The following is a 25,713-nucleotide window of genomic DNA, read 5'->3' on the forward strand; positions in this document are numbered from 1 at the left end:
GCAGCCGCCGTCTCAGCGCAGCAGGGCGAGGCTGGCGAGCGCCGTGAAGGCGAGCACCAGCCAGGTGAAGACCCTCTGATCGATGCGGTGCACCAGCGCCCGCCCGACGAACGCACCGGCCACCACGGCGAGCGCCAACAGCCCGTCCAGCGCGAGCCCGTTCGCCGTGATCAGCCCCAGCCCCACGCTGAACGGCACCTTCACGAGATTGACGAGCAGGAAGAACCACGCACCGGTGCCCAGGAACCCGAGCACCGCGAAGCCCGACGAGAGGAGGTACAGCGACATCGCCGGCCCACCGGCGTTCGCGACCATGGTGGCAAAACCGGCCAGCAGCCCGAACACCGCCGTCCGCAGGCGGTGTTGATCTCCCGTTGCGCCTCCGGCGGGGGTCGGCCGCCGCACGTCGCGCACCGCCGCTCGGGCGCGGACCCGCTGCCACACGTGGTGCAGCGCGACGGCGAGCAGCAGCCCGCCGATCGTGCGCCGCACGACGGTGTCGTCGCTCCACGCGATGAACGCCACGCCCAGCAGCACCCCGGCCGCCACCGACGGCAGCAGCCGGAACAGCACGGCCCGGTCGGCGTGCCCGCGATAGGCGCGGACGGCCAACACATCGCCCACGAGGAGGAGCGGAAGGAGGACCCCGGTGGATTCCCTGGCCGGGAGCACGGCGGCGAAGAGCGCCACGCTCAGCGTGCCCACGCCACTGACGGCGGTCTTGGAGACCCCCACCAGCAGCGCGGCGACCACCAGCACGGCGAACGGTACGACGCCCCACCGCGCCACGGGGCCGACGGTCAACTGCCCGGCCGCGAGACCGACTACGGCACCGCTGCCGGTCACGCGCCGGGCGCCGCCCCGCCGCCCGCGGCGGCCCGCACGTCCGCGACGGCCACCGGCTGACCGGTCCGCCGCGAGAGGTCGCACGCCTCCGCGACGTACAGCGCCTCCAACGCCTCGGCGGGGGTGCAAGGACTGGGCGCCCGGCCCGCGGCCACCTCGACGAAGACGCCCAACTCGGTCACGTACGCGTCGTGGAACCGCTCCATGAACGTGGCGTACGGGACGTCCGCCCGCAGCCAGGACAGTTTCGTCTCGGCGGACGGCATCGGCGCCCGGTCGTCCAACCCGACGAACCGAGCGCCCTCGGAGCCGCAGACCTCCAGCCGGACGTCATGGCCCGCCCCGTTGTAGCGGGTCGCGGTGACCGTGGCCAGGGTGTCGTCGTCGAAGCGGAGCAGCGCGGCACAGGTGTCGACGTCGTCGCCCTCGGCGAAGAAGTCCGCGCCGCGGTTGGCGCCTTGGGCATAGACGGAGACCACCTCGCGACCCGTCAGCCAGCGCATGATGTCGAAGTCGTGGATGCTGCAGTCCCGGAACAGCCCGCCGGAGGTCGGGATGAAGGCCGCCGGCGGCGGCGACTGGTCGCTGGTGCAGGCGCGCAGGGTGTGCAGCCAGCCCAGTTCACCGGAGCGCAGCGCCTCCCGGGCCGCGCGGTACCCGGCGTCGAACCGGCGCTGGAAACCGATCTGTACGGGCACGGTGCCGGCCTCGGTGCGCGCCACGACGGCGAGCGTGCCGGGCACGTCCAGGGCCACGGGCTTCTCACAGAACACCGGCACGCCGGCGTCCAGAGCCTGATGGATCAGCGTGGCGTGCGCACTGGTCGCGGCGGTGACCACCACGGCGTCCACCCCTGCCGCGTACATCGCCTCGATGCTCTCGGCGGCCGTCACGTCCAGGGTGTCCGCGAGCGCGGCGGCCCGCGCCGGGTCCGCGTCGGCGACCATGAGGCCGGTGACGCCGGGGACGTTCTGGAGGGTCGCGGCATGGAACGCGCCGATGCGCCCGGTGCCGATCAGACCGATCTTCATGGGGGTCCCTTCGGGTGGGAGGGGGTCGGGTGGGAGGGGAGGGAGCAGCCCACTGACGGGGGTTGGAGGAGGGGTACTGCCCGGGCCGGGCCGAGTCTCCGGCCGGGATGTGCAGCGGAGAAGGGGAGATGCGGAAAATATTGGAACGGTCCAACGGGTGTCTCATCCGGCACCCTGCATGTCCGTATGTCTGGATGTCAATCCCCATGCAGTGGCGGACTGGTGGCGCACGGGCGGCGCACTGGTGGTGCAGCGGGGAGGTGAACGTGCAGTGGGGGAGGGGGTGATGGCGCTGCTGGGTGAGTAGAAGAGGAAGTGGCCGGCGCCCACCGTCGACCCGTACTGACCTCGTCCCGCCCCCACGTTGACGCTGACCTGGCCCGATGAAAGGATCCGCTCTCATGGAACGGTCCAACGCCTCGCCGGGCGACCCCTTCAAGCAGGCGCCCGGTGCAGACCGGCCCCCGACGATCCGTGGAGTCGCCGAGCGTGCCGGCGTCTCCAAGTCGCTGGTGTCGCTCGTGCTCCAGGATTCGCCGCGGGTCAGCGAGGCCAAGCGGCGGGCCGTCCTGGACGCCATCGACGAGCTGGGCTACCGGCCCAACGCCGCCGCCCGCAGCCTGGTCGCCCGGCGTACCCACACCGTCGGCGTGCTGCTGAACGACATGCGCAACCCGTGGTTCGTGGACGTCCTCGACGGCCTCAACTCGCTGCTGCAGGCGCACGGTCTGCGGATGTTGATGGCCGACGGGCGTCTGGACCGGCGCACGGACCAGGAGTTCGCCCGTACCTTCCAGGAACTCCGGGTCGACGGCCTGGTCGTCGTCGGCACGCTCCCGGACACCGAGGGGCTCGCCGAGGTCGCCGAGCGGCTGCCGACCGTCATCGCCGGCAACCATGAACCCCGGCTGCCGCGCGTCGACATCGTCGCCAACGACGACGAACGCGGCGCCCGCCTCGCCACCGAGCACCTCATCGGCCTCGGGCACCGCAGGATCGCCCACATCGCCGGCCTGGGGGTGGTCGGCGCGTTGCGCCGGCGCGGTTTCGAGGCCGCGATGCGCGACCACGGACTGGCCGCGCACGCCCTCGTGGCGGACGGTGACGGGACGGAGGAGGGCGGCTACCGCGCCGCCGTGCGGCTGCTCGGCCCGGCCCGCGACGGCCACCGCCCCAGCGCCGTCTTCGCGTTCAACGACCTCTCCGGCATCGGGGCCCTGTCCGCGGCCGGAGAACTGGGCCTCGACGTCCCCGCCGACCTCTCCCTCGTCGGCTACGACAACACCTATCTCGCCCGCATCCGCCACCTCTGGCTGAACTCGGTCAACAACGCCAGTCACGAGGTGGGCCGCCGTGCCGCCCGCTGCCTGTTGGACCGGATGACACACCCCGATGCACCCGCCGACCACCAACTCGTCGCCCCGGAACTAGAGGTGAGGGGCTCGGCGGCGCCACCGGGGGAGGGTTGCGAAGCGTCGTAACGGGAAACGGGACGGGGGTTGCGCGCGGTGGCCGCGGACGAGGTCGAGCCGGGTTCGGGTCGGCGTCGCCCACGGCCACCCGCTCATGCACCGCCTAACGTCCGCGATGGCCCGGGCGTTGCGCCACCCAGGCTCTGACGGTGTCGGCGTACCAGTACGGTTTGCCGCCCTCCACCAAGTCGGGCTCCGGTAGTAGGCCGTGCTTGCGGTAAGAGCGCACGGTGTCCGTCTGCACCTGGATATGGGCGGCGATTTCCTTGTACGACCAGAGCCTTCGGTCAGTCATCTCTGCGCACCTCCTTGGCGCCCCCGCAGGGTCGACCGGCGAGCCGGCGAGGGCTGCGTACGGCGTGGTGATCACTCACCCTGTGCCCGGACAACGACGGTGAGTGACCGTCGGCGTGGGGCTGTTGAAGGGCTGTGACGAAAGACCTGCCCCACGGTGACAGCCGTGACGGAGGGGCGACAGCCGTGACAGGAATGGGACAGACGCCTGCATAGCGGATGATCCGCGGTCGGGTACCGTCCGCCGTGGGCGAGATGTCCCCTGTAGGTGCGCCTGTGGCGAGACATGTCTGTTCTTGGGCGTGGCGAGTGCAGGCCGGCGGAGGGGTGGGGATCACGAATACAGGGCGTGCCAAGTCTCCTTGTCGACCTTGCCGTTGGCGGGAAGGTGGTGCTTGGACTGGAACTTCCGCACGGCGCTACGGGTCTTCGCGTCGAAGCGGCCGGTCAGGTCCTTCCAGGTCAGGTAGCGGCGGTTGGCCAGGAGGCACTGCACCTGCTTGACGAGGGTGCCGCGTTGACCGTAGACGGTGAGCGCGTCCCCGTTGGCGAAGGCGCAGGCGACGAGGGCGGCGGGGCGGACGGGGGCGCCATCCTGTCCGGTCCGCTCGGTGGCCGACGGCGGCTTGGCGGCGGACGCCGGGCCGGCGAGCACCTCTGCGGCCAGCAGCAGTCCCGCGATTGATGCCCCGAAGCCCGTTCTTGTGGCTTTCACGGAGTCCATTGCTTCCCCCGTTGGACGCCTCGGATGCTCCGAAACCCTGGGATACACCCGATGCGCTGGTGCGGGGATGGCGCCGGCCACCGCTTCTTCCGCGACGCCTGGCCCTCGCCTCTCCCCTCCCTGCCTCGCCTCTCCTTGCCTCTCCTCTGCGCTCCCTCGCCTCAGTTCCCGTAGGTGGGGCCGCGGCTTCCACTTCCGGCCGTGCCGCCGGTCGTCTCGCCGGCCGTGCCGCCGGCGGTGTCATCGACGGAGTCATCGGCTGACTGATCGACCGTGGTGGAGGCCGTATCCGTATCCGTATCTCTATCCGTACCGGTACTTGTGGCTGCCGTAGTGGTCACGGTCGTTGACGGGACGGCTCGCTCGGCGGAGCGGCGCAGTTCGTGTTCCAGGTCCTCCAGCGCCAGCCCCTTCGTCTCCGGCGCGTACCGCTTGCAGAAGAGCAGCGACAGCACGCACATCGCGCTGAACAGCCAGAACGTGACCGCGGCGCCCACCGCGTCGAGCAACATCGGGAAGCACAGCGCGATCCCGAAGTTGACCAGCCACATCACGAACACCGCCGCGCCCATGGCGAGTCCGCGGACCTTGAGCGGGAACATCTCGGCGAGCAGGAGCCACACGCCCGTATTGAGCGTTGCCTGCATGAAGCCCATGTAGAGGACCATCAGCGCGAGGACCAGGTAGCTGACGGCGGTGGAGTGCGGCAGGTGGAACGCCGCCCCGAGGAGGGCCAGTGACACCGTCATCCCGGAGAGCCCCCAGAGGAGCATCGGACGTCGCCCCACCCGGTCGATCAAGGACATGCCGATCGCCGTGGCGACGACGGAGACGGCGCCGACCGCGATGGTGGCGGTGATCGCGGCGTTGGTGCCCAGGCCGGTCGTCGAAAGGATCTTGGGGGCGAAGTAGATGACCGCGTTGACCCCGGTGATCTGTTGGACGATCGCGAGCCCGATGCCGACCAGCAGCAACCGTCGCACCCAGGGGAGTTGCAGCTCCTGCCAGGCCCCGCGCTGGGCGTCGGCCTCCAGGTTGCGGGCGTGCTCGATGCGGTGGAGCTCGTCCGGGACGTCGTCGGCGGGCAGCGTACGGCGCAGCACCGCGGCAGCCTCGTCCTGCCGCCCCCGGCTGATGTACCAGCGCGGTGTATCGGGCAGGAAGAGGACGCCGAGGAACAACGCCACAGCCGGCAGCGCGGCCAGTCCCAACATCCAGCGCCACGCCTCCCAATGGGCCAGCACGGCATTGACGAGGTACGCCAGCAACTGGCCGCTGACGATCATCAGGGAGTTGAACGAGACCAGCCGGCCGCGGATGTGCGCGGGCGCGATCTCGGAGAGGTAGAGCGGGGTGATGACGGAGGCGCTGCCCACGGCCAGGCCCAACACGAAGCGCGCGACCGTCATGAACGCCACGCTCGGCGCCAACGCGACCGCCACCGCCCCGCCGATGAACACCGCGCCAGCCCACAACAGGGAGTTGCGCCGCCCCAGCGCGTCGGACATCCGGCCGCCGGCCAACGAGCCGAACGCCGCGCCTATCAGGAGCGCGCTGGTGATGACGCCCTCACTGAGGGACGTGAGGCCGAAGTGCTGCTCCATAAAGGGGAGCGCGCCGGACACCACCCCGGTGTCGTATCCGAACAGGGCACCGCCGAGCGCGGCGATCGCGGCAATGGCAACGATGAACCGCCGGGCATTTCGGGAGGGGGGCGTGCCGCCGTGCGAAGAGGGGGAGGTGGGGGAATTGGGGGAGGTCGGAGAAGAGTTGGGTCCGACGGTGGACGCGGACTGACTGCTGGGGGGCGCCATTCTCAGCTCCCGTTCGCCGGAACGTCATGCGTCGACACCGTCGCAGTGAGCGCCGTGCACGCCGTCAATGCGGAAGTGGCCGCAGACGCCGATGATGTTGACGGCAATGCCCCGTAGGGCGTGCATGGACCGTGCGCAGTACACATGATGCGGCCTTTCGCTGGCTGATCTGAAGAAGGCGGAGGGAAAGCCGAGTTGGGTGGGATGAACGTCGGCCGACGAATTACCCGTCGACGCAATCCAGATCGACGAAGTATCGGATCGGTGAGCAGCCGGCCGGTCGCCAGGTCACTAGGTTGTAGGTCGCCGGAACGACGGGGCGCCGACGCGATGGAGGGCCGTGCGCTGACGTGACGTTACTGAGGCAACTCATGTAACTCACGTAACTCATGTAACTCGCGTAATTGGCGGCGTATGCCGGCTGGTTGCCGCGCCGCAACGGGGATCGAGCAGGCGCGGTAGGCGGTGCCGCGATAAGCGGCACCGAGGGGAGCGGGGAAACAGACCTGAGGAACGAGTCTGAAGAATGGGTCTGAGGAATGGGTCTGATAAACAAGCCCGCGAAGCAGTCCCGAGAAGCAGACCTGAGGAACGGATCACGGTCCGGGGATGGTCGGACGATGTTCGTCGCCAGCCACCGGAACAGTTCGGCTACGGGTGTGTTGGATATGGGCACATCGCTTGCGTTACCTCATTCGCTTACCGCTTACCGCTTACCGCTTACCGCTTACCGCTTACCGCTTACCGATAGAGATCCGGCCGCTCGATCAATTCGACGACGACTCGGTCCCCGGTGGCCTGCGCCAAGACCCCCGCCTTGCATACCGCGGCCGCCGCGTACCCGTCCCAACAACTGGGGCCCTCGACCTCGCCGCGCCGGGTGGCGTCCACCCAACGCTGCACCTGCCGGTCGTACGCGTCCTCGAAGCGCTCCACGAAGCCGGGGGTGATGGTGCCGCCCCACTGTCCCGCGGTGTTGACGAAGACGCCGTGGTCGTCGCCGATCCGCGCGGTGCCGTTCTCGCAGACCGCCTCGCAGTTGACCTGGTAGCCGAAACCGCAGTTGACGAACAACTCGGTGTCCACGACCTGGCCGCCGGATGTCTCGAAGAGGATGAGCTGCGGGTCGCTGAGTCGTTCCGGCGCGTTGCCGGTGGGCGCCGGTCGCAGCACGCGGACGGCCGTGATCTCCTCGTCCAACAGCCAGCGGGTCACATCGATCTCGTGCACTACCGAGTCGTTGATCATCATCGCGTTGGTGAAACCCGGCGGGGTGTCGGCGTTGCGGTGCTTGTTGTGCAACATCAGCGGACGGCCGTACGTGCCCTTGTCCAGAAGGGACTTGAGGGTGCGGTACCCGGCGTCGTAGCGGCGCATGAAGCCGACCTGGACGCGCCGATGGCCCAGCTTCTGCTCGGCTTCCAGGACCCGGAGGGCGGAGGCGGCGTCCGGGGTCAGCGGCTTCTCGCACAGCACCGGGAGGTCGCGGGCGAAGGCGTCGAGCAGCGTCGCCTCGTGGGCCGGGCCCGGCGAGGCGATCAGTACGGCGTCGACGCCGGGGTCGTCCATGGCCGCGGCCGGATCGCTGTACGCGGTGGCCCCGTCGATGCCCTCGGCCAGCCGTGCGGCCCGTTCGGCATCGATATCCGCCACTGCCGCAACCCTGGCCCCACTGATCACATCGTTGATGCGACGCACATGGTCGGCCCCCATCCGCCCGGTCCCAATGACCGCCACGCCCAACGAGCCACGCGCACCCTGCGAACCCATCTCACCCATCCCGTCTGCCACTTCCTTCCACTTCCTTCCACTTCGTTGTTCTCCTTCATCTACCGCGCCGCTACATCTCGCCCGCGCCGCTGTATGGCGATGTTGCGCCGTATCCCTGGCTCCGTATCTGCCGTACCCCTGGCTCTGCATCTCTGGCTCCGGCTTATCCGGATCCCTATCCCTGACTCCGGTCCATGTCCCCGACTCCGTGACTCCGTGTTCGGCCCCTGTCTGTCCCCGACTCCGTGTTCCAAGCGGTCTCCGCATGGGCAGAACACCTCATCAGTGCATGGACAGAACGCCTCGTCGGTGTATGGACAGAACGCCTCGTCGGTGTATGGACAGAAGACCTCGTCAGTAACGCAAACCGCGGGAACGAATCACGCTCCGTAATCGTTGCCGGGGTATGAGGAGGCGGCACGAGGCAAGCGCAAGCACGCACCGGGCAGCAGGCTCAGCGCGAGGCACGCAACACGCTCACACTCGGAAGGGGGCGCGCATCCAGGGGAGTTGAGGGGGCGGGGCGCATGAGGCCGGGGCCAGGGTTCAGGCTCCGCAGGACCGCAGGAAGCGGCGCGTCCGCTGGGCGATCGGGAACGGCTGATCGGGCGGGCACGGGTACATGTCCTGTTCGACGATGGCGAAGAGGTCGACGCCCAACTCCTGGGCGGCTTCCAGGACGGGCGGCAGCGCCGGGATGCCGAGCGGCGGCTCGCACATCACGCCCTGCTGCACGGCCGGGCCGAACGGCGTGCCCTTGGCGACGACGTCGCTGAGGATGTCCGGGTCCACCTGCTTGAGGTGGAGGTACCCGATCCGCTCGCCGTAGGTGCGGATCAACTTGACGCTGTCGCCGCCGCAGTAGGCGTAGTGGCCGGTGTCCAGGCAGAGGTTGACCAGGTCGGAGTCGGTGGAGTCGAGGAAGCGCTCGACGTGCTCCTCGGTGTCGATGTGGGTGTCGGCGTGCGGGTGGACCACGATGTCCAGGCCGAATTCGTCGCGCACCTGCTTCGCCAGCCGTTCCGTGCCGGTGGTCAGGTGCTTCCACTGCTCGACGGTCAGCTCTGCGGGCTCGATCATCTCGGCGGTCTTGTCGTCCCGCCAGAAGGAGGGGATGACGACGAGGTGCTTCGCGCCCATCGCCTGGGTGAGCGAGGCGACTTCGGAGACGTGGGCCCAGGTCTTGTCCCAGGTGGACGGGCCGTGGTGCATCGAGGTGAAGATGGTGCCGGCCGAGACGGTGAGGCCGCGCCGGCCGGTTTCCTCGCGCAGGACGGCGGGGTCGGTGGGCAGGTAGCCGTACGGGCCGAGCTCGATCCACTCGTAGCCGGCCTCGGTGACCTCGTCCAGGAAGCGCTGCCAGGGGACTTGTTGCTCGTCGTCGGGGAACCAGACGCCCCAGGAGTCGGGGGCGGAACCGATACGGAGGCGGTCCAGAACGGACGAGGCGGCAGGGGGTACGGACATGCTGCGGCTCTCCTCTCGCCGGTCGGCGGTGACCGGGAGGCGCTGAGGTGGGTTGTGGGCACAGCCTCTCTGCCGCCCTGGGGAGTGTCAAGACTTCGTCCTGACATAAGGACTTAAGGACTTTGAGAGAGGGGGTTGGGGGAGGAGGGGGTGATGGGGTGCGCGCCTGGTGGCGGCGCGGGTGTGTTGCGGTGCGAGGTGCCTAGAGGCGTCTGGGTGGGCGGAGTTCGGGGCGTGGGGTGCGGTGGGAGTGCGGGGTGCGGGGTGTGGTGCGGCGAGTGAGGAGCGAGGGAGGGGAGAGGCGTGTGGGGGAGTAGGCGAAAGTTTGCAGAATGGGGTATTTGGGGCGGATGGGTGCAGGGTGTTGTGGGGTGGAATTGAGGCTGGAGGGGAGTGGTTGACGTCATAATGTAAGGACAAAGTGTTGACAGGGTTTGTGGGTGGCGGTTAGACCTTTGGTCGGAGCTGGAACCGGCGGGGAGAGCCGGTTCCGATCGACCGACTCGACCCGATGCTGCGCCGGCCTCCCCGCGCCCTCGATTGCGCTCTTGAGTATGTGAGTTGTGCTCTTGAGGGCTTGGACACCTGGGCAGGGGGACCTCCGCCGTCGCACCGGGCGACCCGAAGGGGCATCTATGACCGAGCCGCACGACCTGATCACCATGGGGCGCATCGGGGTGGACATCTACCCGTTGCAGACCGGGGTGTCGCTCGCCCAGGTGGAGACGTTCGGGAAGTTCCTCGGCGGGTCCGCCACCAACGTGGCGGTGGCCGCCGCCCGGTTGGGGCGTCGTAGCGCCGTCATCAGCCGTACCGGGCGCGACCCGTTCGGGGAGTACATCCACCAGGCGCTGCGGGGCTTCGGCGTCGACGACCGTTGGGTGACCCCGGTGGAGGGCCTCCCCACCCCCGTGACCTTCTGCGAGATCTTCCCGCCGGACAACTTCCCGCTCTACTTCTACCGTCGCCCCAAGGCCCCCGACCTGGTCATCCACCCCGAGGAGTTGGACCTGGAGGCGGTCTCCGCGGCCCGGATCTTCTGGGTCACGGGTACCGGACTGTGCGAGGAGCCGAGCCGTGGCGCCACACTGGCCGCGCTGGAGGCGCGTGCCCAGAGGGGCGGCGGTACCACGGTCTTCGACCTGGACTGGCGGCCGATGTTCTGGGGCGGGGAGGGCGGCGCCTCCGGGGACGGCGGGGCGTCCGGTGCCGCGGCCATGGCAGCCGCCCGGCCGTGCTACGAGGCGGCACTGCGGCACGCCACCGTCGCCGTCGGCAACGTCGACGAGGCCGAGGTCGCCACCGGTCTCAGGGACCCGAAGGCGTGCGCCGAGGCGCTGTTGGAGAAGGGCGTGGAACTGGCCGTCATCAAGCAGGGCCCCAAGGGGGTGCTCGCCGTCCACCGGGACGGGCGGAGCATCGAGGTGCCGCCCACCCCCGTCGAGGTCGTCAACGGGCTCGGCGCCGGGGACTCGTTCGGCGGGGCGCTGTGCCACGGGCTGTTGGCCGGCTGGGAGTTGGAGCCGATGATGCGCTACGCCAATGCGGCCGGGGCGATCGTCGCCTCCCGGTTGGCGTGCTCGTCCGCGATGCCGACGGCCGCGGAGGTCGAGGAGTTCCTGGCGGGGAGGTGAGCGGCACCTCGCGACACCCCGGCTCCTGACGACGCGGCAGAGCGGTTCGCGGCGACTCCTCTCGACTCGTGGCGACGCATGACGATGCGAAGTGCTCATGACGACTCGCAGCGACTCGCAGCGACTCGTGACGATGCGAAGTGGCTCATGTCGGCTCGGAGCGGAGGGGGGTGACTCGTCCTGCGTTCCTGAGACGGCTCGCCCTGCGCTCCTGAATGGCCCGTGCCTCCCCTTCCCCCTTGTCCCTGTTTCACCCCCCACCCCCCGCCCTCAAGAAGGTGAGTTGAGCCTTGACTCCTCGGATCAGTGACCTCCCGGCGCTACGCGCCCGGCATCCCGAAGCCGTCGCGGAGGCCGCCGCCCGCCGTACTCGTCGCCCGCTGCTCGGCGACAACGGCCGGCTGATGATCGTGGCCGCCGACCATCCGGCCCGGGGTGCGCTCGCCGTCGGTGACCGCCAACTGGCCATGGCCAACCGCCTCGACCTCCTGGAGCGGCTGGTCCTCGCGCTGTCCCGGCCCGGCGTCGACGGGGTGCTGGCCACCGCCGACATCCTGGAGGACCTGCTGCTGCTCGGCGCCCTCGAAGGCAAGGTCGTCATGGGCTCCATGAACCGGGGCGGCATCGCGGGCGCCTCCTTCGAGATGGACGACCGGTTCACCGGCCACCGCCCCCAGGACATCGCCCGGCTCCGCTTCGACGCGGGCAAGCTCCTGCTGCGCATCGATTACGACGACCCCGGCTCGCTGACCACACTGGAGGCCACGGCCCGCGCCATCGACGCGATGGCGGAACGCGAACTGCCCACGTTCGTCGAGCCGTTCCTCTCCCGCCGGGTCGACGGTGTGGTCCGCAACGACCTCAGTCCGGAGGCCGTCACCCGTTCCGTTGCCATCGCCTCCGGCCTCGGCGGTACGTCCGCGTACACCTGGTTGAAGCTGCCGGTGACCGACGACCCCGAGGCGATGGCCCGGGTCTGCGAGACCTCCACGCTGCCCACGGTGCTCCTCGGCGGCAACGTCGGCGGGACCGTGCGGGATCAGGAAGCCGCCTACGAGAAGTGGCGCAAGGCGCTCCGGTTGCCGACCGTGCACGGGCTCGTCGTCGGCCGCTCCCTGCTCTACCCGGCGGACGGCGATGTGGCGGCCGCGGTCGACACGGCCGTGGGGCTGCTCTAGACCCGCATGATGCGGCCGAAGCCGGTCCGAAGTCGGCCCGGAGTTGGGCCCGCAGCCCGCAGCCCGCAGCCCGCAGCCCGCAGCCCGCAGCCCGCAGCCCGCAGCCGCGTTGTGCCATTGCCGCGGCACCGCCGCGTCGCCGTCAGCGTCACTGTCAGTGGTGAGTAGGAGACTTGTAGTCATGAGTGCTGAGTTTGCAGAAACCCCCGAGAACCCCGAGACCACAACGACCCCCGCGCCCCCCGCGACCCGCGGGAACGACGATGCCCCCGCCCCCTCCGCCGAGTTCCATATCGCGGCCGGCCGTGGCGCCGCCGGTCCCTACGCCCTCGACGTCTCGCCCGAGAAGGCCGGTTGGGGGTACTCCTCGCTGCGGATCCTCGAACTGCCGCCGGGTGGTGAGCACTCCTTCGCCACCGGTGACAGTGAGTGGATCGTGCTGCCGCTTTCCGGTGGCTGCACGGTCCGGACGGACGGGCCCGAGGGGGTGAGCTTCGAACTGGCCGGACGGGAGGGCGTGTTCAGTGGTGTGACGGACTTCTCCTACGTGCCGCGGGACGCGCAGGTCCGCATCAGAAGCGGGGCCGGCGGGCGGTTCGCGCTCACCGGGGCGCGTTGCGAGCGTCGGCTGCCGGCCCGGTACGGCGCCGCGTCCGATGTGCCCGTGGAGTTGCGGGGGACCGGGTCCTGTTCCCGGCAGGTCAACAACTTCGGCGCGGCCGGGGTGTTCGAGTGCGACCGGCTGATCGCGGTGGAGGTGCTCACCCCGGGCGGCAACTGGTCGTCGTATCCGCCGCACAAGCACGACGAGTGCCGTCCCGGGGAGGAGTCCGAGCTGGAGGAGGTCTACTACTTCGAGATCGCGGCCGCCCACGGGACGGACGGCCTGGGCTACCAGCGGGTGACGCCGTCCGGGCACGGGCGCGGTACGGAGGTCCTCGCCGAGGTCCGTACGGGCGATGCGGTGTTGATCCCGGACGGCTGGCACGGCCCGTCGATCGCCGCCCCCGGGCACGACATGTACTACCTCAACGTCATGGCGGGTCCGGGCGCGGAGCGCGCGTGGTTGATCTGCGACCACCCCGACCACGGCTGGATCCGCACGACGTGGCCGGAGCAGCCGGTCGACCCCCGACTCCCTCTGTACGCAGCACCGGCCCCGGCAGGAGACCCGCGATGACCGCGCCGACCAACCCCCCGATGAAGCCGACCAACTCCCCGACGGAGCGGTCGAGTCACGCCGCCGCGCCCCTCACCGACACCCCCGCGCACCCGTCCGCTCCGCGCACCCGCCGTCTGACCGTGGCCCAGGCCCTGGTCGAGTTCCTGGCGCACCAGTACACCGAGCGGGACGGTCGCCGGCACCGGCTGATCGCCGCCTGTTGGGGCATCTTCGGGCACGGCAATGTCGCCGGGATCGGGCAGGCGTTGTTGGAGTCCGGCAGTGCCGCGCCCCTGGGGGAGGCGGCCGACGGGCCGCCGAGGCTGCCGTACCTCCAGGGGCGGAACGAGCAGGCCATGGTGCACGCGGCGGTGGGGTACGCGCGGCAGTGCGACCGGCTGTCGGCGCAGGCGGTGACGACGTCCATCGGGCCCGGCGCCACCAACCTCGTCACCGGTGCCGCGCTCGCCACCGTCAACCGCCTCCCGGTGCTGCTGCTGCCCGGCGACGTGTTCGCCACCCGGCCCGCCGATCCGGTGCTCCAGCAGCTCGAAGTCCCCACCGCGGGCGATGTGTCGGTGAACGACGCGCTGCGTCCGGTCTCCCGGTATTTCGACCGGGTCACCCGCCCCGAGGCGCTGATCCCGGCCGCCCTTCAGGCGATGCGGGTGCTCGCCGATCCGGTGGAGACCGGTGCCGTCACCCTCGCCCTGCCGCAGGACGTGCAGGCCGAGGCGTACGACTGGCCCGAGGAGTTCTTCGCCGACCGGGTGTGGCGGGTTCCCCGCCCGGCGCCGGACGCCGATGCGCTGGCGGAGGCGGTGCGGGCCGTGCGGGCGGCCCGTCGGCCGCTGATCGTCGCGGGCGGCGGGGTGCACCACAGCGAGGCGGAGGAGGCGTTGCGGGAGTTGGTCGAGGCGACGGGCATCCCGGTGGCGTCCACCCAGGCGGGCAAGGGCTCGTTGGCCTTCGATCATCCGGCGGACGTCGGTGGGATCGGTCACACCGGCACGGCGACCGCCGACGGGCTGGCCCGGCGGGCCGATCTGGTCATCGGGGTCGGCACCCGCTACACCGACTTCACCACCGCCTCCGCCACCCTCTTCGCCGAGCCGGGGGTCCGCTTCGTCAACCTCAACATCGCCTCCTTCGACTCCCACAAGCTGGGCGCCCTGGCCCTGGTCGCCGACGCCCGCGCCGGGCTGGCGGCGCTCGGCGGGGCCCTCGTCGGCCACCGGGTCGATGCCGCCTACGAGGCCGAGTACGCCGCGGCCAAGGCGGAGTGGGAGCGGCGGGTGGACGCCGCCTACGCGGCCGACGACCCCGCCGCACGGCCGTCGCAGACCCAGGTCCTCGGGGCGCTGGACGGGCTCGTCGACGGGACCGACATCGTCCTCAACGCGGCCGGTTCCCTCCCCGGTGACCTGCACAAACTCTGGCGCGCCCGGTCCCGCAGGCAGTACCACCTCGAATACGGCTACTCCTGCATGGGCTATGAGATCCCGGCCGCGATCGGGGTGAAGATGGCCGCCCCGGACCGCCCGGTGTGGGCGCTCGTCGGCGACGGTACATACCTGATGAACCCCACCGAAATCGTCACTGCGGTCCAGGAGGGCATCAACATCACCCTCGTCCTCGTCCAGAACCACGGCTACGCCTCCATCGGCGGTCTCTCCCAGGAGACCGGCGGCGAGCGCTTCGGCACCGACTACCGCTTCCGCGCCGCGGACGGCACGTACACCGGCGAGCCGCTGCCCGTGGATCTCGCCGCCAACGCCGCCTCCCTGGGGATGCGGGTGTTGCGCGCCTCGACGGTCGCCGAGCTGCGCACCGCCCTCGCCGAGGCCCGTGGCGCAAAAACACCCACATGTGTCTATGTGGAGACGGAAACATCTGACACAGTGCCGGGCGCGCCGCCCGCCGCGGCCTGGTGGGATGTACCCGTTGCCGAGACCGCGACGCGTCCGGCGGCCGTCGCCGCCCGCAAGGCGTACGACGAGCGTGCCGCCGCGCGCCGCCGCCACCTCTGACATCCGCATCGCCGCACCGTACGGAAAGGCCCCTCGCATGAAGACCATCAACCACTGGATCGGCGGGAAGCCCGTGGAGGGCGTCTCCGGCAACTTCGGGCCGGTCTACAACCCGGCCACCGGCGCCCAGGAGAAGCAGGTCGCCTTCGCCTCCGTCGAGGAGGTGGACGCCGCCGTCCGCACCGCCAAGGAGGCGTACCGCACCTGGCGCGACAGCTCGTTGGCCAAGCGCACCTCGGTGCTCTTCAAGTACCGCGAGCTGGTCGACGCGCACCGTGAGGAACTGGCCCGGCTGATCACGGCCGAGCACGGCAAGGTGCACTCCGACGCGCTGGGCGAGGTCGCCCGCGGCCTGGAGATCATCGAACTGGCCTGTGGCATCCCGGAGAAGCTCAAGGGCGAGCTCTCCACCCAGGTGTCGACGCGGGTGGACGTGGCCGCGATCCGCCAGTCGCTGGGCGTGGTCGTCGGCATCACGCCGTTCAACTTCCCGGCCATGGTGCCGATGTGGATGTTCCCGCTCGCCATCGCCTGTGGCAACACCTTCGTCCTGAAGCCGAGCGAGAAGGTCCCCAGCGCCGCGTTCAAGCTGGCCGAGTTGGCCGCCGAGGCGGGCCTGCCCGACGGCGTGCTGAACGTCGTCAACGGCGACAAGGTGGCCGTCGACGCCCTGCTGGAGCACCCGGACGTGGCCGCGGTGTCCTTCGTGGGCTCCACCCCCATCGCGCGTTACATCCACACCACCGGCACCGCCAACGGCAAGCGCGTCCAGGCCCTGGGCGGTGCCAAGAACCACATGCTGGTCCTCCCGGACGCCGACCTCGAATTGGCCGCCGACGCCGCGATCAACGCCGCGTACGGTTCGGCCGGCGAGCGCTGCATGGCGATCTCCGTGGTCGTCGCGGTCGGCGACACCGCCGACCCGCTGATCGGCAAGATCAAGGAGCGCGCCGACCGGCTCCGCATCGGCCCCGGCGACGACCCGGCCTCCGAGATGGGCCCGTTGATCACCAAGGCGCACCGCGACAAGGTCGCCTCGTACGTCAACGGCGCCGCCGCGCAGGGCGCCGACGTCGTCCTCGACGGCACCGGTTACACCGTCGAGGGCCACGAGGACGGCCACTGGATCGGCGTCTCGCTGCTGGACAACGTCACGCCGGAGATGGACGCCTACCGCGACGAGATCTTCGGCCCGGTGCTCTCGGTCGTCCGCGTCGAGACGTACGAGCAGGCCATCGAGCTGATGAACAGCTCCCCGTGGGGCAACGGCACCGCGATCTTCACCCGGGACGGCGGCGCGGCCCGCCGCTTCCAACTGGAGGTCGAGGCCGGCATGGTCGGGGTGAACGTCCCGATCCCGGTGCCGGTGGGCTACCACTCCTTCGGCGGTTGGAAGGACTCGCTCTTCGGCGACCACCACATCTACGGCAACGACGGCGTGCACTTCTACACCCGCGGCAAGGTCGTCACCACCCGCTGGCCCGACCCGTCCGACGGTGGCATCAACTTGGGCTTCCCGAGCAACCACTGACGCCCGCCCCGCTCCCGGCCGACGGGGCGCCCCCTCGCGGGCGCCCCGTCCCGGTGCCCCGCCGGCCGCCGCCGGCGGGGCACCCGCGGGCGCGCTGCCGCCCGGCCGTCACCCCCGGCGTCCGGGCGGCAGCGGACCGTGGCCCGGGAGGAGACCGCGGCCAACTCCGTTGCTACGGTGGCGGGTCGCCTGCGTGCGCAGGCGGTGCGGTATCGACACGACGGGGGACGACATGGCGCGAGGCATGGCGCTGGCCAAGGGCGCGCGGATCACTGGCGGCATTCTCTGCCTACTGTTCTTCTTGTGGACGGCGTGCTGGTTCGCCGTCGACATAGGGGAGTTCGGCATCGTCGGCGTCTGGGACGGCTGGACCAGCGCGCACGGGCCGGGCCCCAACGAGGTCACCAATCCCGTCCAGTTGGGCTTCTGCCTGCTCCAGGCGACCGCCGCCGTGGCGGCGTTCGCTGGCCGCCGCTCGGCCGGCGGGCTGCTGGCCGTGGCCACCACCGCCACGTTCGCCACCGCCCTCCAGGCCCTGGTGAGCGTCGGCAGCCACACCGACGACGACCGCTGGTTCCGCAGCGCCAAGGCCGGCACCGCGACCTTCGACGGGGTCTTCCTCTCCAGCCTGGCGCTGTTCCTGCTGACGCTGGTCGCCGGCGTGGTGCTGCTGGCCGGGATGCGGTCCTGGCCGCGCCCGGCGCCCAGTGGCCCGCCGGCCCGGCCGGCGGCGGCCGCCGGTGTGCTCGGCGGGCTGGTCCTCGGCGCGATGGCGCTGGGCTATGTCGTCTGGCAGGTCTACCTGCTGGTCCAGGTCGGCGGCGAGTCCTTCCAGATGCTCTATCTGGGCAAGGGGGTGCTGTCCACCCTGCTGTCGCTGGCGCCCGGTTGGTACGCGGTGGTGTTCTTCCTGTTGACCGCGATCGTCGGGATCAACTGCCTGGCCCGCGGCTGCGCGGCCCGCGGTCTCTCCTTCGGCCTGGCCCTCGCGCTGCTGCCGAACGCCGTGCTGACGGTCATCGAGGGCATCGGCACCGGCACCCTGTTCAAGATCAGCGATGTGCTGCCGGGCATGAACATCATCGGCGACGCCCAGTTGGCGCTCGACCTGTTCGGCTCGCTGGTGCTGGTGGCGCTGATGGCCCGCGGCGAGCCGGTCGCGCCGGCCTGGCAACAGCCCGTCCCGGCGCCCGCGTTCGCCGCCGGTTTCGTCCCGGGCCCCGTCGGGCCGCCGCCGGCCGGTTGGCAGCAGCCCGGCCCGCCCCCCATGCCCCCGGTCGGCGGCCCGCCCGTGCCGCCCGGCAACGGGCAGCCCCCGCAGGGCGGTTACGGCCCGCTGCGGTACTGAGCCGACGAGGGGAGGCCGGCCCCGCGCGCCCGGCCCGGGCCCGTACGACGGACGCGGTACGGGCCCGGGGCGGGCTACTGCGGTGGGAGGGCGCCCGGTTCGGTCCGCGGGACGGGGCGGTTGTCAGTGCCGGTACCTAGGATTCAGTCATGGATCTCCGACTGCGCGGCCGCCGGCTCTACGCCATCGTGGGCGCGCTCGCGCTCCTCGTGGGAGGCGGCACGTGGGTGGCCGCCGCTTCCGACGCGCCGCCCGCCGTGCACCGCGAGGACCACGTCCTGGCGATGCCCGCGTCGCCCGGAGGTCGGGCGACGGTGCGGATCGACACCTCCTTCTTCACCGCGGGCGGCAGCGCCGGGCGGCGTCCCGCGGTCCTGCTCGCCCACGGCTTCGGCGGCAGCAAGGCCGAGGTCCGGCCCGAGGCCGAGCAGTTGGCCCGCAAGGGCTATGCGGTGCTGACGTGGTCGGCGCGCGGCTTCGGCAGGTCCACCGGCGCGATCGGGCTGAACGACCCGGCCGCCGAGGTCGCCGACGTCAGCCGGCTGATCGACTGGCTCGCCAAGCGCCCCGAGGTGCGGCTCGACAAGCCCGGCGACCCGCGCGTGGGCATCGCCGGGGCCTCGTACGGCGGCGCGGTCGCGCTGCTGGCCGCCGGGCACGATCCGCGGGTCGACGCCATCGCACCGCAGATCACCTACTGGAATCTCGCCGACGCCCTGTTCCCCAACGGGGTGTTCAAGAAGCTGTGGACCGGGATCTTCTTCACCACCGGGTCGGCCGGCTCGCCCACCGGCGCCCCCGCCCCGTCCGCCCCCGGCCCCGCCGGCGCCGGGGGCTGCGGCCGCTTCCAGCCGGCCTTGTGCGCGATGTACCAACGGGTCGCGGTCAGCGGGAAGCCGGACGCCGAGGCCCGCGCACTCCTCGCGGCCCGCAGCCCGTCTGCCGTCGCCGACCGCATCAAGGTGCCCGCCCTGCTCATGCAGGGCCAGACCGATTCGCTGTTCCCGCTCGGCCAGGCCGACGCCATGGCGCGGGCGCTCCGCCACAACGGCGCCCCCGTAGCCGTCGACTGGACCGCCGGCGGGCACGACGGCGGCGACCGGGAGACCGCCCGGCTCACCGCGCGCACCGCGGCGTGGTTCGACCGCTACCTCAAGGGCGACGAACACGCCGCCACCGGGCCGGCGTTCCGGGTCAGTCGCAGCGGGGCGGTGGACACCACCGCCGGCACCGTCCGGCTGCGCGGCGCGAGCGCCGACCGCTATCCGGGCCTGGGCCACGACCCCCGCCGCCTGGCCCTGACCGGCCAGGAGCAGCGCTTCGCCAACCCCGCCGGCGCCGCACCGCCCGCGATCTCCGCCGTCCCCGGCGCCGGCGCCCTCGGCAACCTCTCCGCCCTCGGCGCCGGCGGCCTCTCCCTGGACTTCCCCGGCCAGTACGCCCACTTCGATACCGCCCCGCTGCGCGCCCCCGTGCACCTCACCGGCAGCCCCACCGCCACCGTGCGGATCCGCTCCAGCTCCCCGGACGCGGTGGTCTTCGCCAAGCTCTACGACGTCGCCCCCGACGGCCGCCGCCAGGTGCTGCCGTCCCAACTGGTCACGCCCTACCGCGTCGAGGGCGCCCGGGACGGCCGCACGGTGCGGCTCCAACTGCCCGCCGTCGACCACGACTTCGCCGCCGGCCACCGACTGCGCCTGGTCCTGTCCGCCACCGACCTGGGCTACGCCACCCCGGCCGAGCCCGCCACCTACACCGCCTCCCTGGCCTCCGGCGAGCTCGACGTGCCCACCGTGCCGGAGCTGCGCAGCGCCGCCGCCCCGCTGCCCACCTGGACGTGGATACTGCCCGCGGCGGCCGCGGCCGCCGCCGGGGCGCTGCTGCTCACCGCCCGCCGGCGGACCGCGGCGCCCGCCCCCGACCCGGCCCTGGCCGACGTCCCGCTCCAGATCACCGGCCTGACCAAGCGCTACGCCACGTCCGCGGAGCGGTACGCCGTACGCGACCTGACGTTCCGCGTCGAACGCGGCCAGGTGCTGGGCCTGTTGGGGCCCAACGGCGCGGGCAAGACCACCACCCTGCGGATGCTGATGGGCCTGATCCGCCCGGACGGCGGCGAGGTCCGGGTGTTCGGGCGGGCGATCCGGCCGGGCGCGCCGGTGCTGTCCCGGGTCGGCGCGTTCGTCGAGGGCCCCGGCTTCCTGCCGCACCTGTCCGGCCGGGCCAACCTCGACCTGTACTGGCGGGCGACGGGTCGGCCGGCGGCCGACGCGCACACCGAGGAGGCCCTTGAGATCGCCGGGTTGGGCGCCGCCCTGGACCGCGCGGTCCGCACCTACTCGCAGGGCATGCGGCAGCGCCTCGCCCTCGCCCAGGCCATGCTCGGCCTGCCGGACCTGCTGATCCTCGACGAGCCGACCAACGGCCTGGACCCGCCGCAGATCCGCGAGATGCGCGAGGTGATGATCCGTTACGCCGCGGACGGGCGCACCGTCATCGTCTCCAGCCACCTGTTGTCCGAGGTCGAGCAGAGCTGCACCCACCTGGTCGTGATGGACCGCGGCCAACTGGTGCGGGCCGGCCCGGTGGCCGACATCGTGGGCGCCGGCGACACCGTGCTGATCGGCGTCGGCGCCGCCGCGCCGCTGCCGGACGCGGTGGTGGAGAAGGTCGGCGCGCTGCCCGGCGTGGTCTCGGCGGTCCGCGCCGACGAGGGCCTGCTGGTCCGGCTCGCCGAACCGGCCGGCGTCCCACGGCTGTTGGCCGAGCTGGTGCGGCTGGAGGTCCCGGTGCACCGTGTCGGCCCGCAGGGCCGCCTGGAGGACGCCTTCCTCACCCTGATCCAAGGAGACCGACGATGACCGCGACGACCCCGGTGGCGGCGCCCGGCTACCGCGCCCGGCGCACCCTCCCGCTGCGCGTCGAGGCCCGCCGCCAACTGCTGCGCCGCCGCACCCTGGTGATCGCCGCGGTCCTGACGCTGCTGCCGTTCGTCCTCGTCGTGGCGTTCGCGATCGGCGGCGACCCCAGCGCCCGCAGCAGCGGCCGGATCAGCCTGATGGCCACCGCCACCGCCTCCGGCGCCAACTTCACCGCCACCGCGCTGTTCGTCTCCGCCGGTTTCCTGCTGGTGGTGCCCGTCGCGCTGTTCTGCGGGGACACCGTCGCCTCGGAGGCGAGCTGGTCCTCGCTGCGCTATCTCTTGGCCGCGCCGGTGCCGCGCGCCCGTTTGCTGCTGAGCAAGTTGACGGTGGGGCTGGCGTTCAGCGCCGCCGCGATGCTGCTGCTGCCGCTGGTCGCGCTGGCGGTCGGCACCGCCGCGTACGGCTGGGGGCCGCTGCAGTTGCCCACCGGGGGCACCCTCCCCCCGGGCGAGGCCGTGGTGCGACTGGCGATCGTGACCGGCTATGTCTTCGTCGGCCAACTGGTCACCGCGGCACTGGCGTTCTGGCTGTCCACGGTGACCGACGCCCCGCTCGGCGCGGTCGGCGGTGCCGTCGGCCTGACCATCGTCGGCAACGTCCTCGACCAGGTCACCGCGCTCGGCGGCTGGCGCGATGTGCTGCCCGCGCACTGGCAGTTCTCCTGGGTGGACGCCCTCCAGCCCCAGTTGGAGTGGTCCGGCATGCTCCAGGGCGCCTCGGTCTCGGTGTCCTACGCGCTGGTGCTGATAGCCCTGGCCTTCCGCGGCTTCGCTCGCAAGGACGTGGTGTCCTAGGGCCCGTCCGACCCTTGACCCATCGGGCAGGCCCCAGAGCGGGTCGGGCACACACAAGACGGCCGCGGCGGACCCGTTGTCCGCCGCGACCGTCCTGAGGCCGGCCCGTGCTCAGCCGGTCGGCCCCTGCATCTGGGCGCTGACCCACTGCATCGTGCCCATGCCCAGGCCCTGGACGTAGGTGGCGCCGCTGTGCGTGCCGTTCGGCACGATCTGCAGCCGCGTCTTCACCGGCCCGTGGCCGTACTGGGCGATGAATTTCCGCACCTTCGGCAGCACGGTGTTCTCCTGGGAGCCGTCCTGGAAGGCCAGGTAGACGTCCGGTCCGCCGCGGGCGATCAGCCGGTGCGCCAGCACCTCGGGGTTGTTCTCCCGCATCGCCGACAGGTGCCCGCGCCACAGCGGCGAGTCCGGCACGATGTCCGGCCCGTTGGGGATCGCGACCTTGAAGTCGTTGGGGTTCTGCAGCACGTTCTTCAGCGCCGAGAAGCCGCCCGACGAGGAGCCCATGATGCACCAGGCGTTGCGGGTCTTCAGGGTGCGGAAGTTCTCCCGGACGAGGTCGGGGACGTCCTTGCTCAACCAGGTGCCGATCTTCGGCTGGCCCGGGATGTCGCTGCCGTCGTAGTACTGCTTGTCGTTGGGGTTGAGCACCGGCATCACCACGATGAACGGCAGGCTCTTGCCGGCCTTCGACCAGGAGGCGAGGCTCTCCTCCAGCTTGAGGTCGGAGCCGATCCAGTAGTTGACCGGGTAGCCGTAGGCGCCGGGCAGCGCCTCCATGACCGGGAAGCCCTTGTTCGCGTTCTTCTTCTCGTAGTACTCCGGCGGCGCCCAGACCCACACCTTCCCCGTGAAGCCGGACTTCTTCCCGTGGTAGTTGGTCACGGCTATGGGAGTGTTCCCGCCGGCCCCGCCGACCTTGCTGGTCTCCTGGAAGCTGATCGGGTGGGTGGGCATCTGCACCAGCGAGTTCTTGCTGGTCGGCGCGGTCTGCATGGCGGCGCCCGTCTTGGGGCCACTGAAGCGGACGGGGGTGTTCTGGGAGTCGCTCGTGCCGCAGCCTGCCGCGGTGCCGATGACGGTCAGGGCGATCAACGCGACCACCGGTTTGAAAAGGGTTTTGCGCACGGGGCCTTCTCCTTGGCGAACGGGCCGGGAGACGTCCCGACCGGCCAGCAAGAGGGGACGGGGCGGGCACAGGTTTCCCTCCGGGCGTGTCTGCTTCCTCGCACCGTCCGCTCCCCAAAGTCCGCACCCCGCTCTGACCTGTGGTGTTTACGCTCAACGGAGATCCGGTTTACCGTGATTTTCCTGGTGGGGGCGCGCCGTTGATGCCAGATGGACCCTCTGCGCCGCTCGCCCGCCGCATCCGATATCCCGCCGCGCGCAGACTTGTTCGCGCGCCCCCGACCCGCCGCCCGGACCACCGGCACACGCTCCGGGGCACCCCGGGTCCGACACCCCGTCACCCCGGCTCCCGGCCCGTATCCTCGGGCTATGACCTGGTCGCGCGCGCTGAGGGACGCCGCCCGCTCCGGGCTGAGCATCGAGCGGGCCAAGCTCACCCCGGTGATCGCGGTCCGCGGCACGGTCGGTGTGGCCGTCGTCATCGGCCTGTGCCTCTGGCGCGGCAGTCCGGCCCTCGCGGTCTCCTCGGCCTTCGGCGCCTTCGCCTCCGGCATCGTCACCTTCCAACGCAGCATGCGCCCCCGCCCGGTCCTGGCGCTGGCCGTCGCCGGCGCGCTGGCGGTCTCCACCTTCCTCGGCTACCTCGCCGCCGCCCATGTCGTCGCGTTCGTCGCGCTGCTCGTCGGCTGGACGTTCCTGGCGGGCATGGCCTGGGCGATCGGCCCGGTCTCCGGGCTCGCCGGCACCCAGACCGTGGCGATCATGCTGATCACCGTCACCCTCCCGACGTCCGTCGTCGGCGCCCTGGAACACGCCGCGCTGATCGCCTTCGGCGGCCTCGTCCAGGCCGCCCTGATCGTCCTGTTCCCGGTGCGCCCCTGGGGCATCCAGCGCGACGCCCTCGCCGACGCGTTGGCCGCCGAGGCCGACTACGCCCGGCGGCTGCGGCACGACCCGGTCGCCCCCTTCGACCCCGCGCCCCTGATGGACGCCCGCCTCGCCTCCGCCGTGACGCCCCGCCAGGCCCGCCGCCGCCCCGTCCAACTGCACGGCCCCCGCGGCCTCGCCGAACGCGTCCGCCCGGTCCTCGCCTCCCTCGCCGACCCGGTCGTCGGCGCCCCCTTGGAAGGTCCCGAACGCGACCGCGTCCGGGACCTGCTGGGCGCCGCCGCCACCGTCCTGGACGCCGTCGCACACGCCGTACGGCACGCCAGGCCGGTGCGGCTGGCCCCGGAAGCCATGGCCACCCTCGAAGTCCCGCCCACCGGGCCGATGCTCACCGGCCCGGGCCGCCGCGCCGCCTACCGGCTGATCTCCCTCCTCGCCGACGCCGTCGAGCTCACCGACGAGCCCGTCGAGGCCACCCGCCCCACCACCGCGGCCGAGCGCGGCCACCTGCTGCGCCCCAGCGTCCCCAGGCTGGTGCCGGTCGCCCTGCGCGCCCTGCGCCGCGAGGCCCGCTGGTCCTCGCGGATCCTGCGGCACGCGCTACGGGTCGCCGCGGTCGCCGCCGTCGGCTATCTCCTGGGCGCCGCCCTCCACTTCGGCCACGGCTACTGGGCGCCGCTCGCCTCCGTCATGGTGATGCGCCCCGACTTCGCGCAGACCTACTCCCGCGGCGTCGCCCGCTTCGCCGGCACCCTCGTCGGCGTCACCGTCGCCGGTGCCCTGATGGCGCTGGCCCACCCCGGCGTCTACACCAGCGCCGCGCTCGCCCTGCTCTGCGTGTTCCTGATGTACCTGCTGATGCGCACGGGCTTCTCGGTCACCTCGGCCTGCGTCGCCGCCTACGTCGTCTTCCTGCTCGGCATCGCCGGCGCGGGCTGGGAGCAGACCGTCGAGGAACGCATCGTGCTCACCCTCATCGGCGGGGTGCTGGCGATGCTCTCCTACGCGCTCTTCCCCGCCTGGGAGACGCCCCGGCTCCGCGACCGCCTCGCCGACTGGCTCGCCGCCAACGGCCGCTACGCCCTGGCCGTCTTCGACGCCCACGCCCGCCCCGCCGAACGCCGCCCCCGCCAGGTCCGCGAGACCCTGCTGGACGGCCGCGCGGCCCGCGCCGCCTGGGAGGTCACCGAGGCCCGCGCCGAGAAGGAGCCGGTCCGCCACCACGGCCTCTCCCTGCACGCGGCCCGCAACGCCAACGCCGCGCTCGCCACCATGGGCCGGGTCACGATGATCCTGGAGGCCCATCTGCCCGACAAGGACGCCCAACCCTCGCCCGGTGCCGCCGCGTTCACCACCGCGCTCCGCCCCGCCCTGGACCACGCGGCCCGGGCCGTCCGCGACGGCGACCCCCTGGACTGGAGCGCGCCGCGCGCCGCCTGGGAGCGCTGGCGCGCCGAGGAGGCCCACCAGGGTCTTCCCGTCAGCGTCGCCGAACTCCTCCTCGACGCCCTCGACGAGCTCGCCGAGGCTCTGCCGCCCGACCCCTGAGCCCCGCCGCCCCGCGTCCCGGGATTTTGCCGGCGCATCGGCTCCCGCAGGAACCATTCAGCACCCCCAGTAGTCTAGATAATTGCCCGCAATTCCCGTCATTGGTCGGCCAATGGCGGCCTCTGCG

At 71.7% G+C, this 25,713-nt stretch carries 18 protein-coding genes; 10 read left to right on the top strand and 8 right to left on the bottom strand.

Annotated elements, in window-relative coordinates:
- Positions 1 to 12: 12 nt before the first annotated feature.
- Together PV796_RS25035 and PV796_RS25040 are read right to left on the bottom strand one after the other, a co-directional pair.
- Positions 13 to 804, bottom strand: coding sequence for a TSUP family transporter (locus PV796_RS25035; RefSeq protein ID WP_446750696.1), 792 nt, complete (start codon positions 802 to 804; stop codon positions 13 to 15).
- 38 nt (positions 805 to 842) lie between these two features.
- The gene (locus PV796_RS25040) at positions 843 to 1,877 is read right to left on the bottom strand and encodes a Gfo/Idh/MocA family protein (RefSeq protein ID WP_274915638.1); all 1,035 of its coding nucleotides are present in this window, start codon (positions 1,875 to 1,877) and stop codon (positions 843 to 845) included.
- Positions 1,878 to 2,278: 401 nt separating this feature from the next.
- On the opposite strand from PV796_RS25040, the gene PV796_RS25045 reads away from it, so the two are divergent.
- The gene (locus tag PV796_RS25045) at positions 2,279 to 3,358 is read left to right on the top strand and encodes a LacI family DNA-binding transcriptional regulator (RefSeq protein WP_274915639.1); all 1,080 of its coding nucleotides are present in this window, start codon (positions 2,279 to 2,281) and stop codon (positions 3,356 to 3,358) included.
- A gap of 94 nt (positions 3,359 to 3,452) precedes the next feature.
- Here the strand turns inward: PV796_RS25045 and PV796_RS25050 are convergent, their stop codons facing one another.
- The 5 genes from PV796_RS25050 to PV796_RS25070 all read right to left on the bottom strand — a co-directional run bounded on the left by PV796_RS25050 (position 3,453) and on the right by PV796_RS25070 (position 9,418).
- Positions 3,453 to 3,644, bottom strand: a complete 192-nt coding sequence (locus PV796_RS25050; protein WP_274915640.1) for a helix-turn-helix transcriptional regulator — start codon at positions 3,642 to 3,644, stop codon at positions 3,453 to 3,455.
- 333 nt (positions 3,645 to 3,977) lie between these two features.
- Positions 3,978 to 4,367, bottom strand: a complete 390-nt coding sequence (locus tag PV796_RS25055; protein ID WP_274915641.1) for a peptidoglycan-binding domain-containing protein — start codon at positions 4,365 to 4,367, stop codon at positions 3,978 to 3,980.
- A gap of 161 nt (positions 4,368 to 4,528) precedes the next feature.
- The gene (locus PV796_RS25060) at positions 4,529 to 6,181 is read right to left on the bottom strand and encodes a sugar porter family MFS transporter (protein WP_274915642.1); all 1,653 of its coding nucleotides are present in this window, start codon (positions 6,179 to 6,181) and stop codon (positions 4,529 to 4,531) included.
- Between the two features lie 741 nt (positions 6,182 to 6,922).
- Complete coding sequence (locus PV796_RS25065) at positions 6,923 to 7,951, bottom strand: Gfo/Idh/MocA family protein (protein ID WP_274919224.1); 1,029 nt, start codon at positions 7,949 to 7,951, stop codon at positions 6,923 to 6,925.
- Positions 7,952 to 8,497: 546 nt separating this feature from the next.
- The gene (locus PV796_RS25070) at positions 8,498 to 9,418 is read right to left on the bottom strand and encodes a sugar phosphate isomerase/epimerase family protein (protein WP_274915643.1); all 921 of its coding nucleotides are present in this window, start codon (positions 9,416 to 9,418) and stop codon (positions 8,498 to 8,500) included.
- 635 nt (positions 9,419 to 10,053) lie between these two features.
- Between PV796_RS25070 and iolC the strand changes: the two genes are divergently transcribed.
- The 8 genes from iolC (at position 10,054) to PV796_RS25110 (ending at position 22,019) form a co-directional block, all read left to right on the top strand.
- Complete coding sequence (gene iolC / locus PV796_RS25075) at positions 10,054 to 11,052, top strand: 5-dehydro-2-deoxygluconokinase (protein WP_274915644.1); 999 nt, start codon at positions 10,054 to 10,056, stop codon at positions 11,050 to 11,052.
- A 290-nt stretch (positions 11,053 to 11,342) separates the two neighbouring features.
- Positions 11,343 to 12,230 carry a Cgl0159 family (beta/alpha)8-fold protein gene (locus PV796_RS25080; protein ID WP_274915645.1) on the top strand — a complete coding sequence of 296 codons (888 nt, stop codon included), beginning with the start codon at positions 11,343 to 11,345 and terminating at the stop codon, positions 12,228 to 12,230.
- Between the two features lie 181 nt (positions 12,231 to 12,411).
- Positions 12,412 to 13,410, top strand: a complete 999-nt coding sequence (gene iolB, locus PV796_RS25085; RefSeq protein ID WP_274915646.1) for a 5-deoxy-glucuronate isomerase — start codon at positions 12,412 to 12,414, stop codon at positions 13,408 to 13,410.
- On the top strand, positions 13,407 to 15,422 hold the full coding sequence (gene iolD, locus PV796_RS25090) for a 3D-(3,5/4)-trihydroxycyclohexane-1,2-dione acylhydrolase (decyclizing) (protein ID WP_274915647.1): 2,016 nt from the start codon (positions 13,407 to 13,409) through the stop codon (positions 15,420 to 15,422). Before iolB ends, iolD begins: the two co-directional genes overlap by 4 nt.
- 37 nt (positions 15,423 to 15,459) lie before the next feature.
- A complete protein-coding gene (locus PV796_RS25095; RefSeq protein WP_274915648.1) occupies positions 15,460 to 16,953 on the top strand; it encodes a CoA-acylating methylmalonate-semialdehyde dehydrogenase in 1,494 nt (497 codons plus the stop codon).
- Positions 16,954 to 17,185: 232 nt separating this feature from the next.
- Entirely contained in the window at positions 17,186 to 18,301 is a 1,116-nt protein-coding gene (locus tag PV796_RS25100; protein WP_274915649.1) for a hypothetical protein, read from the top strand.
- 149 nt (positions 18,302 to 18,450) lie between these two features.
- Positions 18,451 to 21,162, top strand: coding sequence for an alpha/beta fold hydrolase (locus PV796_RS25105; protein ID WP_274915650.1), 2,712 nt, complete (start codon positions 18,451 to 18,453; stop codon positions 21,160 to 21,162).
- The gene (locus PV796_RS25110) at positions 21,159 to 22,019 is read left to right on the top strand and encodes an ABC transporter permease (protein WP_274915651.1); all 861 of its coding nucleotides are present in this window, start codon (positions 21,159 to 21,161) and stop codon (positions 22,017 to 22,019) included. The genes PV796_RS25105 and PV796_RS25110 overlap by 4 nt, the downstream gene beginning before the upstream one ends.
- Before the next feature lie 111 nt (positions 22,020 to 22,130).
- Here the strand turns inward: PV796_RS25110 and PV796_RS25115 are convergent, their stop codons facing one another.
- Positions 22,131 to 23,150: an alpha/beta hydrolase gene (locus PV796_RS25115; RefSeq protein WP_274915652.1), complete on the bottom strand. Its 1,020-nt coding sequence runs from the start codon at positions 23,148 to 23,150 to the stop codon at positions 22,131 to 22,133.
- Positions 23,151 to 23,519: 369 nt separating this feature from the next.
- On the opposite strand from PV796_RS25115, the gene PV796_RS25120 reads away from it, so the two are divergent.
- Positions 23,520 to 25,586: an FUSC family protein gene (locus PV796_RS25120; RefSeq protein WP_274915653.1), complete on the top strand. Its 2,067-nt coding sequence runs from the start codon at positions 23,520 to 23,522 to the stop codon at positions 25,584 to 25,586.
- Positions 25,587 to 25,713: the final 127 nt, after the last annotated feature.

It is taken from the genome of Streptomyces sp. WZ-12, from assembly GCF_028898845.1.
Lineage (GTDB): Bacteria > Actinomycetota > Actinomycetes > Streptomycetales > Streptomycetaceae > Streptomyces.